15 protein-coding genes are annotated in these 15803 nt (G+C 57.2%); 13 read left to right on the top strand and 2 right to left on the bottom strand.

What is annotated here, in order from left to right; all coding sequences use genetic code 11:
- Nucleotides 1-96: 96 nt before the first annotated feature.
- The 6 genes from L6439_RS24295 (at nt 97) to L6439_RS24270 (ending at nt 6086) form a co-directional block, all read left to right on the top strand.
- Complete coding sequence (locus L6439_RS24295) at nt 97-456, top strand: SH3 domain-containing protein (protein ID WP_168178646.1); 360 nt, start codon at nt 97-99, stop codon at nt 454-456.
- 87 nt (nt 457-543) lie between these two features.
- Complete coding sequence (locus tag L6439_RS24290; RefSeq protein ID WP_213471139.1) at nt 544-843, top strand: DUF6509 family protein; 300 nt, start codon at nt 544-546, stop codon at nt 841-843.
- Nucleotides 844-868: 25 nt separating this feature from the next.
- Nucleotides 869-1417 (top strand): hypothetical protein, encoded by a 549-nt coding sequence (locus L6439_RS24285; RefSeq protein WP_213471140.1) that lies wholly within the window; start codon nt 869-871, stop codon nt 1415-1417.
- A gap of 112 nt (nt 1418-1529) precedes the next feature.
- Nucleotides 1530-2198 carry a carboxylesterase family protein gene (locus L6439_RS24280; protein ID WP_213471141.1) on the top strand — a complete coding sequence of 223 codons (669 nt, stop codon included), beginning with the start codon at nt 1530-1532 and terminating at the stop codon, nt 2196-2198.
- Between the two features lie 252 nt (nt 2199-2450).
- Complete coding sequence (locus L6439_RS24275; protein ID WP_213471142.1) at nt 2451-2801, top strand: hypothetical protein; 351 nt, start codon at nt 2451-2453, stop codon at nt 2799-2801.
- A 726-nt stretch (nt 2802-3527) separates the two neighbouring features.
- Nucleotides 3528-6086 (top strand): fibronectin type III domain-containing protein, encoded by a 2559-nt coding sequence (locus L6439_RS24270; RefSeq protein WP_213471143.1) that lies wholly within the window; start codon nt 3528-3530, stop codon nt 6084-6086.
- Between the two features lie 93 nt (nt 6087-6179).
- On the opposite strand, the gene L6439_RS24265 is transcribed toward L6439_RS24270, so the two are convergent.
- Nucleotides 6180-7451: a glycosyltransferase gene (locus L6439_RS24265; RefSeq protein WP_213471144.1), complete on the bottom strand. Its 1272-nt coding sequence runs from the start codon at nt 7449-7451 to the stop codon at nt 6180-6182.
- Entirely contained in the window at nt 7441-8058 is a 618-nt protein-coding gene (locus tag L6439_RS24260; RefSeq protein WP_213471145.1) for a TetR/AcrR family transcriptional regulator, read from the bottom strand. Before L6439_RS24260 ends, L6439_RS24265 begins: the two co-directional genes overlap by 11 nt.
- Before the next feature lie 187 nt (nt 8059-8245).
- Between L6439_RS24260 and L6439_RS24255 the strand changes: the two genes are divergently transcribed.
- The 7 genes from L6439_RS24255 to secA2 all read left to right on the top strand — a co-directional run bounded on the left by L6439_RS24255 (nt 8246) and on the right by secA2 (nt 15408).
- On the top strand, nt 8246-8629 hold the full coding sequence (locus tag L6439_RS24255) for an MmcQ/YjbR family DNA-binding protein (protein WP_213471146.1): 384 nt from the start codon (nt 8246-8248) through the stop codon (nt 8627-8629).
- A gap of 105 nt (nt 8630-8734) precedes the next feature.
- Entirely contained in the window at nt 8735-9616 is an 882-nt protein-coding gene (locus L6439_RS24250; RefSeq protein ID WP_168178173.1) for a DMT family transporter, read from the top strand.
- 173 nt (nt 9617-9789) lie between these two features.
- Nucleotides 9790-10473, top strand: a complete 684-nt coding sequence (locus L6439_RS24245; RefSeq protein WP_213471147.1) for an HAD family hydrolase — start codon at nt 9790-9792, stop codon at nt 10471-10473.
- A gap of 69 nt (nt 10474-10542) precedes the next feature.
- Nucleotides 10543-11058: a GNAT family N-acetyltransferase gene (locus L6439_RS24240; RefSeq protein WP_213471148.1), complete on the top strand. Its 516-nt coding sequence runs from the start codon at nt 10543-10545 to the stop codon at nt 11056-11058.
- A gap of 191 nt (nt 11059-11249) precedes the next feature.
- Entirely contained in the window at nt 11250-11927 is a 678-nt protein-coding gene (locus L6439_RS24235; protein ID WP_213471149.1) for a cobyrinic acid a,c-diamide synthase, read from the top strand.
- A gap of 116 nt (nt 11928-12043) precedes the next feature.
- A complete protein-coding gene (locus tag L6439_RS24230) occupies nt 12044-12508 on the top strand; it encodes a flavodoxin (protein WP_168178169.1) in 465 nt (154 codons plus the stop codon).
- A gap of 584 nt (nt 12509-13092) precedes the next feature.
- Complete coding sequence (gene secA2 / locus L6439_RS24225) at nt 13093-15408, top strand: accessory Sec system translocase SecA2 (protein ID WP_213471150.1); 2316 nt, start codon at nt 13093-13095, stop codon at nt 15406-15408.
- Nucleotides 15409-15803 lie beyond the last annotated feature (395 nt).

Genomic DNA, 15803 nt, shown 5'->3' with positions numbered 1-15803 from the left:
GGTCCGCGTGGTCCGTCGGGATTTTTTAATAAGGGAAGATTTCTGCTATGATAAGGAATAAGAATGTATGTTCTGAGGAGGAAGGAGGGGAGCGGGATGAGCCGATCCTATCGAGTGCTCAAGCCCCATCGTTCCAATTACCCGCAGCCGATCCGGTTGTCAGCCGGGCAGCGGGTAATTCTGGGGAGATTGGATGACGGCCCGGAAGGCTGGCCCGACTGGCGCTACTGTTATACGCTCGACCGGAAGCTGGAGGGCTGGGTGCCCGAGCAGATTATCGAGAAGCGGGATCAGGAAGGCATCATTCGGGAAGCGTATTCGGCCCATGAATTGAATGTCGATCCCGGCGATATCGTGAACGTGCGCCGGGAACTGAACCAGTGGGTATGGTGCCGCCGGGAAGGGGAAGAAGAATGGGGCTGGGTTCCCCGGACTCATGTGGAACCGGCAGAATAATTTTCGAGAGCCTCCGGGTTATGCCGCCAGGAACAGAAGCGCGGCAGGAAGCGGCCTGGCAGGCCATGCAGCGAAGGGATGAGATGAATGTTGACCATAACAGACTATAGCGTAGAATCCGTAAAGGATCCGTTCCGCATTTTGGCCGGACGGCGCTATGAATTCAGACTCGATATCGAAGTGCCCGAGGACGACGAACTGTATTCGGAACACGGCGTATACGTCAGAGTGATCTATGCCGTCGAGGCGGAGCGGTCCTATATCGTGAAGCACGAGATCTATGAACGGACGACCGACCGTTATCTGGAGCTCGATCTGGAAGACGATGAGATAGCGGCGGTGAACTTGTTCTGCAGCGATCATTATGCAGAGGCGGACGAATCATGAATCTCCGCCCTAGAAGGGAGCAGCCATGGGACGCAGCAACATAACCGTACCGTATGGCTATGAGCCGCCGGTCGAGAAGGAGAAAGGAACGCTCATTTACTACGATTCTTTTGAACGGGCCACGGAGGAAGAGCTCGAGCGGGCCGCGGAATATGCCGCGATGTATGCCTTCAAGATGCTGGTGCTGTATCCGATTCACGAGGAGACGCTGAAGCGAATGGCGAAGGGAAGCGCGGCCGCCTATTATAAGCGGGTGAACCGGCTGGAGCAATGGGCCCGGGAGCGTGGCGGTGGAGGCGGTGCGAAGGTGACCATCGAAGATTGGGAAGGGAAGCGCAAGAAGTATACGCCGATCGATGCCGCGCTTCGCCATCTGACAGAGAAATATCCTTCTCCTTATTTCTTATATGTCACGCCGGAGACAGCCAATCAGCTCGCATCCTTCTCCTCCTTCGCGGCATGGATCGGGAAGCTCCGGCTCTTGTTGGCGTCCGAGCCGGAGGAGACGCATCCGCGGCTGCGGGAATACGCGCACCGCTGGAGCGTCGCAGGCCAGAGCGAAGGGACGAAATAGCCGGGAACGAGAATGCGGGCCGTACCTTCTACAGCCATTGTGAACGCATTCATGGTACAATGAAGGGAGCAATGCCGCTGCAGCGGAATTCGAACACATGAGGTGACGAAGGATGGCTCTGGCCGCGCATACCCTGGATACACAGATTCGCAAAACGGTACATATTCAATACTTGCTCCATTTGCCGTCGGAGTATGATGCCTCTTCCGACCCAAAATGGCCGGTCCTTCTTTTCTTGCATGGGGCAGGCGAGCGGGGCGACGATCTGGACAAGGTGAAGGTTCACGGTCCTCCCAAGCTGGCGGAGCATGCGGATCTCCCGTTCATCATCGTCGCGCCGCAATGCCCGGAGCATTCGCACTGGCAGTTGGAGATGGACGCGGTGATCGCGCTGCTGGATGAGGTGACAGCCGCTTACCGGGCGGATACGGATCGGATCTATGTGACGGGATTAAGCATGGGCGGATTCGGTACCTGGAGCCTCGGAATAGCTTACCCGGATCGGTTCGCGGCGCTGGTGCCGATCTGCGGGGGCACTAATCCGCAGCAGGCCCCGCTCTTGAAGCAGGTTCCGGTCTGGGTATTCCACGGGGCGAAGGATACGGTCGTCCCGCTGAGCCAATCGGAAGCGATGGTTGAAGCGCTGCGGGAAGCGGGCGGCAATGTGAAGCTGACCGTGTACCCCGAGGCCGCCCATGATTCGTGGACCGAGACGTATAACAATGAGGAGTTGTACGAATGGCTGCTGCGGCAATCGCTGCGCAGCAGGCTTAAGAGATAAGCCAGGCGAGGGGCTGTCTCGCATGCAGTTCTTCGCCGCGGTGAGCCGGCCCCAGCTTGTGTAAAAGAGCCGCCCGTTTTGCCGGATGTCCAAGTATTCCTCATTCGAATTCTTTGATGTGACGGTTGGTTCAATTTGTTCGTTCTACTTGTCTGGTGCCTTCGGTGGTGCCTTCGGCCCCGCCTTCCTTCCACGGCTCGACTTCCCGAAAAAACTGCCAAAATGCAGGTTTCCCTTATAGCGTTTATTCCGTTGGACCAATTCCTGCAAAACAACATTAATCTGAGCACTATCAATGGATTCAAAGCAAAAATCGGCGAAAATGATGCGCTTTTGCAGGAATCTCATCAAATCGCAACTCAACTCGCGAAAATTGCTGCGTTTACCAGGTTGTTGAGAAAAGAAGTAATGAGTAGGAAAATGGATAATTCCACCGGCCTGAAAACGGCGCCATTTCCTGAGACACGCCGATTCGGTAAGCGAATCCTGCATAAATACAGCAATTCGATAGGGACGACTTTTCCAGAAAGGGAATCCTGCAAAATGACAGGACTTTCCCCCGTTTCGCTTCGGTTTGAAGCAAAAGGGCCTAGAATGATGTAGATTTGCAGCAATTCCCCGGGATGGGGACTCATGAAGCCGAAATTCCTGTAAAATAGCAGCAATTTCCTCCGCACGTCCAAGCCCCAGGAGGCAACGATGCTTCCAGCAGGCCGATAGTGCTTCCAGCAGGCCGATAATGCTTCCAGTAGGCTGATAATGCTTCCTGAAGGCGATGATGCCCCCAGCATCCGACGCGGTCGCTTGGTTCCCGTAAAATCAGGGCATTGAGCAGTTTATGGGACTCTTTACCTGCGATGGATCTCTTCTCCCGGTAAAAAACGATTTAAGACGCGCTGAGAGCCAATGTCTGGATGAGGAAAATGGACCATCTCCACCCCTTCGTAAAAAACAGTGGTTTCTCAACAGCCTGGTTTACGCAGGATTGCGCTGCCTCATCGTTTTCCGCGGCATTACCCCCGCCGTCTTCCGCGCTTCCCGCCTTCATTGTTATCCCGTCTTGTCTCCCGTCATTATGTAATAAAGCAGGGAGCAGCCCCTTGATATGGCTGCGTACGTCGAAAATGACAAGAAGATATGTTGAAATTTTTCAAAAAAGATAAGATAGGTTCTGGAAATCAATGAATATTATGGTGTAGGCTAAAAGCGACGAATCGGAACATTGGAGGGGAGGGAGCTGCGGATTATTTCCTGTAGCAGAACTGCTGTGTCATCCTTAACATCGAGCGAAGTCAGAAGTTGTGCACATGAGCGAGAGAGGTGAAGGAATTGAGACGAACAGGAAATCGCATGCTATGCCTGCTGATGGCATTCATGCTGGCTGTCATCCATGTCCCGGGACCCGCTGCGGCGGAAGGGGATCAGCAACAGCTGCTTGCGCAGCAGGAAGCGATTGCGCAATGGGTATTCAAGGATGCGGGAGACAACGGTATTTTTCCCGCGGCCTCCGGCGCTTACAAGAATGCCGCGTTGTTCGAGAATGTGGGCGGGACTTATGAATACTACGGCGATAACGCGATTACGTACCAAGGCTGGGATCGCGGGGTAGGGACGAAATATTGGCTCGCGACGGTGCCGACCGCCGGCTTCAAAAATATTACGGTCTCATCGGCCCAGACCTCTTCAGGTACGGGGCCGCGGGATTTCAAGGCGCAATTCAGTCTCGATAACCGGACATGGACAGACATCCAGGGCGGCGTTCTTAAAATGGAGACCCATAATTTTAACTGTAAAAACAACGCATGCAAGCTGGTCAGCAAGCCGCTTCCGAAGGAGGCCAACAACCAGCCGCTGCTCTATATTCGGTGGGTTGTCAATTCGGATGCAAGAACATCCGGCGAGTCGGGCGGCGTCGGCAGCGCCGGCTCCAGCCGCATCAAAGACGTGCGCATCGCGGGCGAGCGCATTGATGGTTCGGAGCTGGTCGTTCCCACCATCGATAAATTCCGCTATCCGATGAACGGCACCGGCGATGCGGCCGGCAATGTCTCTGTACAGGTGAAATTCAACAAGGCGATTACGGTGAATTCAGGATACAACGCCAGCATCGTGGACAGCGACAAGCAGGCGGTCGCCAATATTTCCGTCTCGGCGAGCAACGATATGCTGACGATTCAGCATCCGGCGCTGTCGCCGGGCAAGACATACACGGTCACGGTGCCGAAGGAATTGGTGAAGGGGACAGATAACGGGCCGCTCGTGCGGGATGTCGTCTGGAGCTTCACGGTGAAGGATTCCCCGTATACGCCGCGGCTCGTCAGTATGACGTTCAACGGCGATCCGAAGACGGGCATTGCGCTCGCCTGGTATACGGATCAGATGACGGGCACGGTGCTGCAGGTCGTGGAAGCGTCCAAGATGCAGGGAAGCGAATTCCCGGAGCGAGAGGCGTTGGTCTTCAACGGCAGCGCGGAAGCGATCAAGACGTTCATGAGCGCCAAGGATCGCGAGAAGAAAAAGTATACGACCTTCATCAGCCACCGGGCTTCCGCCGGCAACTTGAAGCCGGGCACCGCTTACAAGTACCGGGTCGGCAACGGAGATGACGCCGGGTGGAGCCGGATTGGAAGCTTCACGACCGATGCCGCGGGCAATCAGCCGTACCATTTCATCGTCGGGTCGGATTCCCAAGCTTCGAAGCTGTCCGCCTTCGAGAAGTGGCAGGACACGTTCCGCAAGGCGATTGACCAGATCGGCGATCCGAAGTTCCTGATCAGCGTCGGCGACCTGGTCGACAACGGCGATTTGGAGGAGCAGTGGCAGTGGATGCTGGGCGTCGCTCAGGAAGAATTGGCTCAGGTTCCTTTTGTTCCGGTGCTCGGAGGGCATGAAGTGCAGGATTATGACGGCGACGAGACGACGCCGAACCGGAATTTTTACAATCATTTCAACCTCCCGCTCAGCGCCGGGGTGAACGGGGCGCATGAAGGCTCGATCTACTCGTTCGAATATGGCGATGCGCTCTTCCTCGTCATCAATTCGCAGTTCGAGGGCGAGCTGAAGTCCAACGGCAAGGATGTCGATTGGGCGGATGACGAGTTCTGGGCCCAACTGGATTGGATGCGGCTTCAGGTCGCCAAGACGGATAAGAAGTGGAAGTTCGTGTCGCTTCACAAAGGCCCTTATTCGGCAGGCGACAACGCAGGTCAATGGGAGGACGGCCGGATTCAATTTTATAAAAAATATCTCGTTCCGGTGTTCGATGAGATGGGCATCGATATCGTGTTCGAGGCGCACGACCACATGTATATGCGTTCGTACCCGATGCTGAACGACGCGCCGGTGAAGAACGTGCCGAAGGATGAGCAGGGGCGCGTGCTGAACCCGCCGGGCAGCATTTATCTGATGCCGAATTCCCTCGGCGAGAAATTTTACACGAAGTATCCGGGCTATAATGATTATTTTGCGGCCATTAACGAGCAGCCGTTCAAGAAAATGTTCGTCGATGTCTCGATTGCGGATGATGTTCTCAAGCTGACGGCTTATACGGCGGATAAGGCGAAGCCGGCCGTCTATGACGAGTACGCGATTAAGCGCACGGACGGCAAGCCGGACAAGGTCGAGCAGGCGAAGCTCACCTTCAGCGGCAAGCGGGCCGACCTCTCGTGGAAGATGCCTTCTTCCAGCTCCGAGCCGGTCAGAGGCTTCCGCATCTATGAGAAGAACGGCCAGGCCGGCACCAACTGGAGCGCCTATATTCCGGCGGCCGCAGGACAGACCCAGTATACGCATTCCGTGAACAATCTCGACTCGAGCCGCTCCTATGAGTTCATTATTAAAGCGGTCGGCACGCGGAACAACTCGGACCCGGTGTCCGTAAAGAGGTAACGACAGCAGCATCGAACGGTGGAACTCCTTGCAGCCCCTTGCTTGGCCGGAACGGCGAGCGAGGGGCTTGGTTATTGGCCGCATGCACGAGAGTCAGCGCCGTCTGAACTGCTCAAGCTTGCGATGGATGAATTGCAGGGCGTGTTCCAGGCCGTCCTCTTGCCGTATCGATTGGGCAAGCGTGTGCGCGTTCCGGGACAGGCTCTCGTTCCGGGCAAGCTCCTGCAAGCGGGCGGTAAGCGTGTCGACCGTCATTTCCTTCTCGCGGAGAGGGGCCGCCGCTGCGCCCAATTGCCGCATTCGCCTCGCCCAGAACGGTTGATCGCCAACGAACGGGCAGACGAGCATCGGTTTGCCGGCCCGCAATGCAGAAGCGGTCGTACCTGCTCCTCCATGGTGAATGATACCCGTCGTCCGCGGAAACAGCCAGTCATGAGGGGCCGATTCGATAAGGAAGAGGCTGACGTCATCCAACGGTTTCTCCGCCTGCATGCCGCTTCCCCCGGTTAGGATAATGCCTCTTTGCCCTGACCGCTGCAACGCTGCCGTCATCATCGCGAGAATGCGTTCCGGCTGCTTCAACGGCATGCTGCTGAAGCTGATTGCCAGCGGGGCAGGGCCTTGACTCAGGAAAGCGGCTAATTGCTGCGGAGCCTGCCATGGATCTGTCTCCGGCAAATACCAGAACCCGGCCATACAGACACGATCCTCCCAACGCGGGTCATAGGGAACAACGGCAGGACTGCATCCGTACAGGACAGGAATATCTCGTCCGTTGATTCTCAGATCAGGGGTGAACAGCCTCCGAGCCGGCAAGCCGAGCGTCTCCCGTCTCCACCGGTTCAACAGATTCAGGAAAGGAGCGGAGATCAGACGATTCATGGAATAGCTCATCCGATTCAACCAGCCCATGCCCGTATCGAACGGGAGGGCCGGATTCGCGAAGCGCGAGGTCGGCATAAGCAAGGGCACGGGATGAGCCGCGAAGACCGGAATATCCAATTTCTCGGCGATATCGGCGCCGCCCAATGCCTTCGGATGGAAGATAAGCGCTTCGGCTTCCTGGGAGGCTGCCCATAGATCGGCAAGCATTTGCTCCATCATCGGATACATGAGCTTCTTCATATTTCGCATGATCGCGAGCGGGTTCCCGCCTAGCATTTGCTTGCCTTCCTCGGATTGGGCCAGATCCAGAAAGCGGGCCCGGATCGGGCTGCAGAAGAGCCCATGCCGCTCGACGAACGGCTTGAAGTTCTCGGCTGTTATTACCGTGACAGCATGTCCCGCTTTCCGAAGCTTCATCCCCAGAGCTACGAAGGGCTGTACATCTCCCCGTGTGCCCAATGTGAGAAGATTAATCTTCATAACCGTCTTCTCCTTTTCTGTAGACTCCGTACTTTAACATATCAAGAAAAGGCGTCAGATCCGCGCCCCCTTCTATCGTGGCATCGTCGATCGAAGGGGGGCCGTTCTGTGCCATCTGATGCGCAACGAGCGCTTCCAGGGAGAGCAGGATAAATCGGAGGGCCTGATCGGGATCGATCCCTTCGCGGAAATGCGCGTGATTCACTCGCTCCTTCAGCAGCGGGACGTATTGATTCTCCATCTGCTGCTGCATCTGCTTCAGTTCTTGGCGCAATGCCTTCGGAGGGCTGGCAAAGGCGGAGCGAAGCACGCCGAATATCGGAGCATGCTCCAGGAACAGCTTGCGCTTGGCGGCAGAGAGCTGAACCAGCGCCTCGAAGACATCGTCTGACATATGTTCCATCTCGCGCTGCATCGCTTCCATGACGAAATCGTTGCAATACCGGACCACGGCCATATATAGCGACTGCTTATCCCCGTAATAATGAAACAAGATGCCCTTGGATACGCCAGCAGATTGGATTATCCGATTCGTCGAAGCGGCTTCATAGCCTTTCATGGAAAACTCCGACAAGGCCGCTTGAAGCAGCACATCCCGTTTGTCCATTCCAACATGCCTCCCAATTCTGTGGTTTGACCACATGGTCAATTGATGTAGTGCTATTATACAGTTGTGTTGACCATCTGGTCAATGCATTTGAGCTTTAACTGTCCTCTTTTCGGATCTTCTCGCCGCTGTGCTATAATCGGGACAACATTGAACGACTGCAGGAATGTGGAAGGGGCATGACGGTATGGAACCAAGAGAAGGCATGACATCGCCGGAAGGGCGGGAGATGCTGGAGCGGGTGCGCCGCATCTGCGGCACGCTGCCGGAAGTGGAAGAGCTCATTGACGGATTCGGCCACAACACCTTCAAGGTGAAGGGCAAATCCTTCGTCATTATGGGGGAAAAAGGCAAAGTGCCCGGCCTGTCCTTCAAGTCGGACCGGGAGACGCAGGACATTTTGCTCCAGCAAGGCGGCTTTGAGAAGACGCCTTATATCGGCCATTACGGCTGGGTATCGGTCAAGACGGATGAGCCTTTGGATTGGGCTGAGCTGGGCGAGTTAATCGAGGAGGCTTATTTGCGCGCGGCTCCGAAGCGGCTCGTGAAGCAGGTGAAGCCGGAAATCTGACGATTGCGGAAAACCGCCCCGATAACGCCTCAAGAATTGCCGTCTCGCCGGAGAAAAGGTATGATGGGGAATGCATCAGTCATTTTACCGGAGTTGAGATTACTTATGAATTCATTCCCCAAATTGAAGTTGACGCTGTCGATGGCTATCTTCGGTTCCGTCGGCTTTTTCTCGCAGCAGACGGGCTTGCCCGCGCTGGAATTGGTGTTCGTCCGCTGCATCTGCGCGACCTTGTTCCTCAGCCTGTGCTGGGTGCTGACCGGGCAGGCCAAGCGGGAGCGGTACATCGGAAGAGAAGTGATTCAGGTTCTGGCGTGCGGCGTGTTCCTCGTCTTGAACTGGGTCTTTCTGTTCCGATCCTTCGAGACGATGTCGGTCACCATCTCGATTTCAATCTATCATCTCGCGCCTGTCTTCGTCCTCATCTTGGGGAGCTTCCTGTTCCGTGAGAAAATGACGCCGCTGGCGGCGCTCTCCATCCTCGTCTGCTTCGTCGGAACGCTGTTCGTCATCGGCCTCGATCAGGGCTTGTCGTGGGATGAGGTGTGGTCTACGGGCGCGGGGTGGGCGCTGCTGGCCGCGCTGTTCTACGCCGGGACGACGCTGCTGGGCAAAGGCATCCACGTTATGAGCGCCTACCTGATGACGGTGCTGCAGACGCTGTTGGGCGTTTTTCTGCTGCTGCCCTTTGTGGACTTCGGCGCGTTCCACAGTCTGACGCCATCTAATTGGGCATATATTGCGGCGACCGGGCTGATCCATACCGGTTTTGTCTACTATTTGTTTTTTGACAGCCTCCGCAATTTGTCGGCACGGATTATCTCCGCACTCATCTTTGTCGATCCGGCGGTCGCCATTTTGCTTGATACGGTCTTTACCGGATTTCGCCCGACTCCGCTGCAGGTTGCCGGCATCGTGCTTATTTTTGCCGGGATGGCCGGATCGCTGTGGAAGCCGGAGCCCAAGCGGGACTACCTTGCGGCCTGATAATCGTCAGCTGCACCAGGGTATTTGCAGATTCTCGTGAACCCGCCGGTCCAGACAGGCGGATGTTTTTATGAAGCTTTGCATATAGCCGCGGAAGGAAATAAGCGGCGAGGCAGGGAAGTATGTTCTTGATAAGGGAAAACAACGAAGTGGATTGAGAAGGAGGCGGGAATGTGGCGATCAAGGCGATTGCGTTGGATTTTGACGGACTTATTGTGGATACGGAGACGGCCAGCTACGATTCCTTCTGCGAGCTCGTTCGGAGCTTCGATCTGGACATGCCGCTGGAGGTATGGAAGGAGTGGGTCGGCGGCATTCAGACATGGCAGCTGGCCTGCGATTACTTGGATGAGCAGCTCGGCAAGCCTGTCGATCGGGAGGGGCTGCACCGCCGCCACCGGGAAATGTACACCGCCTTAATCGCGGAATTGGACGTAATGCCGGGCGTGAAGCAGCTCCTGGAGGATGCCCGCCGCACCGGCCTGCGCGTGGCCCTCGCCTCCAGCGCTTCGGCCGCCTGGGCCGTAGAGCATATCAAGCGCTGCGGGCTCCTGGACTATTTCGATGTGCTGCAGACGCGGGACGATGCCGCCAAGGTGAAGCCGGATCCGGAGATATACCGGAAAGCGGTGGAGAAGCTCGGGGTGAAGCCGGAGGAGACGATCGCGTTCGAGGATTCCCTTGTCGGGACGATGGCGGCAAAGGCGGCCGGTCTGTCTTGCGTCGCCGTGCCGAATCGGGTGACGCGTCTTTTCTCGTTCGAGCATGCCGATCTGCAATTGGCCTCACTGGCGGATATGAGTCTGGAGGAAATCATCCGCACGTTGGAGCAATCCCGGGCCGCGGCCCAAGGATGAGGCTATGCCGTTCCTCTCCGCAACAAATCCGCCCTTCCATTATCATCAGAAAGGGAGGCGAATCGATAGATGGCCGCCGCGAATGACGCCGCCCGCTCGCTTGTGATTCAACGGGCGGCTTCGGAGCATATTGCCCTCTTGCAAGAACTGTATGTGGAAGCTGCCCGCTGGAGAGCCGGCCGCGGCATTACGCTGTGGGATGAACACGCGTTTACCGCTGCGTACATAGAGCGCTTCATGCGGGAGAAGGAAGTGTTCATTGCCTTGGCGGACGGGGACGGAATCGGGTGCTTTGCCATTCAATGGAGCGATCCGGAGATATGGCGAGAGCTTGATCATGAGGCAGCGGGCTACCTGCATCGGCTCGTCGTCAGCCGAAAATATGGCGGAATGAGGCTGGGATACAGGCTGCTGGAGTGGGCCGAGGAATATGTGAAAAGCCAAGGGAAACGGTTCTTCCGGCTGGATTGCATGGCCGAAAATAAAGGCCTGAACCAGTATTATGCGGAAGCGGGTTTTGCATTTGTGCGGACAGCGGCCGGAGAAGGCTGGAGCGCCAATTTATATGAGAAGAAGCTGCGATAAACCCCCTTGGTGAAGTTAACCTGGGGGCTTAGAAGGGATAGACACAGGCTGCGGACGGCCTGTGTTTTTTTCTGTCTGCAGCTAGGCTGCGATTTTGCGGGTTGAAGCGAGGCTTAGGTTGTAATAAAATAAAGTCGTGATTAATAATGATAATCATTATCAACTATAGTTGTGAGATAAGGAGGAATCCCATGTCATTGCCGGGAATACCGGTGCCGAAGGAGCGGCTCAGCGATGAGGACATCGAACGGTTCGTCCGCTGCCGGCATTGTTATTATCGCAAGTGCCGGAATGCTCATGAATCGAGCTGGGTATATGCGGCGCAAGCGTCGGTCAATCAGATCGTACATGCGTATTATTCACGTGCTCCCGAGGCAAGAACGGCCGCTTCCGTCCTGGGCGATATGGAGAGCTATTGGACGCCGGAGCGGGAGCGTTTCCCGTCGGAACAGCATTATTTGCGAATCAAGCGTTCGGTATTTCACTTTTTGCATGCATACTTGACCGGGGAAACCCCCGGGCACGCGCTGCTGCTCGGGGAGAAGCTGAACGTCCAAGCTGTGGACTTGGGCGCGGATCTGTCGATGACGCTCCAAGTTGCCGAGTGCTCGGATTCGTCTCTCGTCATACGGAAGTATGTGGTTGCCGATGAGCCGCAAGTGTTTAGAGCCTACGTTCAATTTGCGCTCGTCTTCGCATACAAGGCTTTTGGCCGGCTGCCGGACCGAATCGAAATCTATGCCTTGATGAATGGCTCGGCGTATGCCTTCCGCCCGAAGGAGGAGCATTATCATTCTTCGCTTGATTTTGTGCGCTTGATGCTCGGGGTCATGAATGAGGGGCCGGCGGGCAGCGGCCTGTATCACTAAGCCAGTTTTTTGCAGGAAAAGGGGATTTGCTCGCTTTGACGATACGATTTCCCATAGCGCCGTTGGCGATGCCGGGGTGATTATGGGTCGAGATAAGGAAAGGATGGGATGAGAGAATGGCAAAGATCATGTTGATATATGCCAGTATGAGCGGAAATACGGAGGAGATGGCCGATGCGATTGCGGCAGGGGTTCGCGAAGCCGGAGAGGATCTCACTGTAATGGAGGTTACGGATGCCAATGCGGCCGACTTGGCCGGATATGACGGAATCCTGCTTGGCGCCTACACTTGGGGAGATGGAGAGCTGCCGTACGAATTTCTCGATTTTTACGATGATATGGAAGACCTTGATCTGCGCGGCACCAAAGCGGCCGTGTTCGGTTCATGCGATTCATGCTATGCCCAGGTGGGCAAAGCGGTCGATATTCTGATTGATCGGCTGCGGGAGTTGGGGAGCGAGATCGTGCAGGACGGCTTGAAAGTCGAGCTGACCCCGTCCGACTCGGACAAAGAATTGTGCCGGGCGTTCGGAAGGAATTTTGTGAACAGCCTCGTTCAGGGGACGGCCTTGAAGCAATAGTTTTGGATAGATGTGAGTTAGATGGTGGGGAGTCTTTCGTGATGGAACGGAGGGCTCCTTTTTCCGTACATACCTATAAAATACTTAACCTGGGGAAGAGAAGGAATGGAGCCTATGGAGGACTTGGGGAAGAACGGTTCGCAGCAGCGGCAGCGGCTGTGGCTGCGGGTGCGGCTGTGGCTACGGGTGCGGGTGTATCCAAGGGAAACGGAGATTCGGCAGGGGGTGACGGGCGCTGCCGTTCGGGTGCTGCTCTGGATGGCCGCCGCAGCGGCGGGGCTGTTCGGAGTGGCCGGCATCTTTTCACGCTGTCTGGAAAAGATGGGAACCCGAGTGCCGCTCTGCGTCCAGCTGCTGGTGGAGAATACGGCTCAGCGCGAAGAAATGCTGTCCTTGTCGATTATGCTTTTCCGGCCGCAGGCCGTGCTTCGCAACCATGGGGTGCAATCCCTGCGGTATGTGAGCCGAATGAGCGCGCTGCGGGTTATATGGCTTCGAATAATCAAAGATCCGGAAAACGGTCTTGTCGCACGATATTCCGATTCTACCGATACGGTGAATCGTACAGACAAGGGAGGTTTTCCATGGAATCTATTTATTATCGCTTGCGGAACCGATTGGAGCGCGAGCTCCAGTTCCGGAAGCTCAAGCCTTACGCGGAACGCCTCCAGGCGATACGCGCTCTCTCCTTGGAACAGGAGGCGGATGCCCGGCTTCGGGAGAGGGGGTGCCGGCTGCTTCAAGCGGCAAGGAGCGGAGCCTGCGCTGATGAGCTCCTCATCGAATCATACGCCCTGACGAACGAGGCGGTGCGGCGCATGCTGAATATCCGCTTGTACGATGTCCAGCTTCTTGCCGGCCTGGCCCTGCATGACGGGAAGCTGGCCGAGATGCAGACCGGGGAAGGGAAGACCTTGGCCGCCGTGCTTCCGGCCTGTCTGCATGCCTTATCTGGCAAGGGCGTGCATATCATGACGTTCAATGATTATTTGGCGGGCCGGGATGCCGCGTGGATGGGACCGGTGTACGAATACCTCGGCCTTACGGCAGGTTGTGTCCGCGAGGGAATGTCTTCCGCCGAACGCAGGGCGGCTTATGCGGCGGATGTGACGTATGTGACGGCGAAGGAGGCGGGCTTCGATTATTTGCGGGACGGTCTCTGCATGGATTCGGAGTCGCTGGTGCAGCGCCCCTTCCATCTGGCGCTGATCGACGAGGCCGATTCCATCCTGATCGATGAGGCAAGAGTGCCGCTCGTCGTCGCGGGCGAGGGGAAGCCGCCCGGGTACCGGGCCGAGGCGGAGAGAATGGCGGCCTTGGCGAAGCGGCTGCGGCCGGGGCTTGATTATGATGTGGATGACGCCGGCGGGCAGGTCTATTTGACGGAGATGGGGGCGGAACGGGCGGAAGCGCTCCTCGGATGCGGCAGCCTGTATGATCCGGAACAGTCCGGCCTGCTCGCGGGTCTGCACCACGCGCTTCACGCGGAAGCGCTGCTGCGGCGCGATGTCGATTACATCGTCCGGGAGGGGCGGGTCGAGCTCGTTGACGAATTCACCGGCCGCATTGTAGACAAACGCCGGTGGCCGGACGGGGTGCAGTCGGCCGTAGAGGCGAAGGAGGGCGTGGCGCCGCAGCCCGGCGGCCGCATTCTCGGCATGATTACGCTGCAGCATTTGCTGAGCCTCTATCCGTTGATCTGCGGCATGTCGGGCACCGTCCGCTCCGCGGCGGACGAACTGCGGGACACCTATCAGTTGGAGGTGGCCGTCATTCCTCCGAATCGGCCATGCCGGAGGCAGGATGAGCCCCCGCTCGTCTTTCCGAGCTTGCGGGGCAAGCAGCGGGCGCTGCTGGCCGAGATCGCCTCGGTCCACCGGACGGGGCGGCCGATTCTCGCCGGAACGGCAAGCGTGGCGGAATCGGAGCGGCTGGCACGCGATTTGGAGCAGGCGGGCGTGCCCTGCTGCGTGCTGAATGCGAAGCATGACGCGGAGGAGGCGGAGCTGATCGCGCGGGCAGGGACCTGGGGCGCGGTCACCATCTCGACGAACATGGCCGGCCGGGGCGTCGACATCGTGCTCGGCGGCGGGGATCCCGCCCAATATGCCCAGATCGCGCAGCTTGGGGGCCTGTACGTCATCGGCACCAATCTGCATGATAGCCGCCGCCTCGACGATCAGCTCCGGGGGCGCTCGGGCAGGCAGGGAGATCCGGGGATGTCCCGCTTCTTCCTCAGCCTGGAGGATTCGCTGCTGCATCGCTACGGCCGAGTGTATCCGTTCCCGGAACGGTGGAAGTCTGCTGCTCCGGACAAGCCGCTGCGAGCGGCTGCCGTCCACCGCCTGCTCGCCCATATTCAGCGGGTGGCGGAAGGACGGAATGCGGAGCGGCGCCGCATGTTGAACCGCTACGCCGATGTGCTGGAGCAGCAGCGGCGCATTATCGCGGCCTGGCGCCGAGATGTGCTGATGGAGGAGGCGCAGCCGTCGCTGAAGCTGGCTGAAGATGCGGAGCGGCGTGAGCGCATGTGCCGGCGGTGGGGCGCAGAGCGGGTGTGCCGCCTGGAGAAACGGGTGACCTTGCTGAACATCGATCGTCGTTGGTCCGATTATGTGGATTATGTGTCCGCGGTAAGGGAAGGGCTCCATCTGGAGGGATTGAGCCGTCAGGATCCGCTGGATCAGTACCATCAGCGGCTTATTCGGGCCTTCGCGGACTTGCCGCATCTCATCGAGGACGGCATTCGGCAGGAGCTGCGCGCGCTCGATGAGACCGGGCCGGACGCCTGGCAAGATGTCGCTCGGGAGATCGGGCTGGAGGGTGCGCCGCCACAGCAATCGACCTGGACCTATTTGCTGCACGACCATGTGGTGCCGAACCGATTCTCGCTGTTTTAAGCCGACTAGCGGGGATGCGAGAAGGGGGGAGACCGCATCGCAGTTGGCGATACGGTCTCCCGGCATCATTTTCATGCCTTGTGTACTGGTACCTTGTACATCCGCTTTCACGTACACTGTAACTCGTACATCTGCCTTCAAGTAGACATTACCTAGTACATCCGCTTTCACGGACACTGTAACTCGTACAACTGCCTTCACCGTACACCTGTACCTTGTACAGCCGCATTTTCATTTACCCGTACCCTCATGCTTCCACCTTCGCGAGCATCTATCCCGCTCATAATCCATCTCGCCTACATTTCGCCTACATTTCGCCTCTCCCCGGCTGACCAAAGCTGCAAAAATACAGTATTTTTCACTAGAAAACACCGAATAGAGGAAAAATCCTGCAG

Source organism: Paenibacillus dendritiformis (assembly GCF_021654795.1).
Classification (GTDB): domain Bacteria; phylum Bacillota; class Bacilli; order Paenibacillales; family Paenibacillaceae; genus Paenibacillus_B.
Note: the sequence above shows the minus strand (reverse complement) of the source record. Positions and strands in the feature narration are given on the sequence as shown.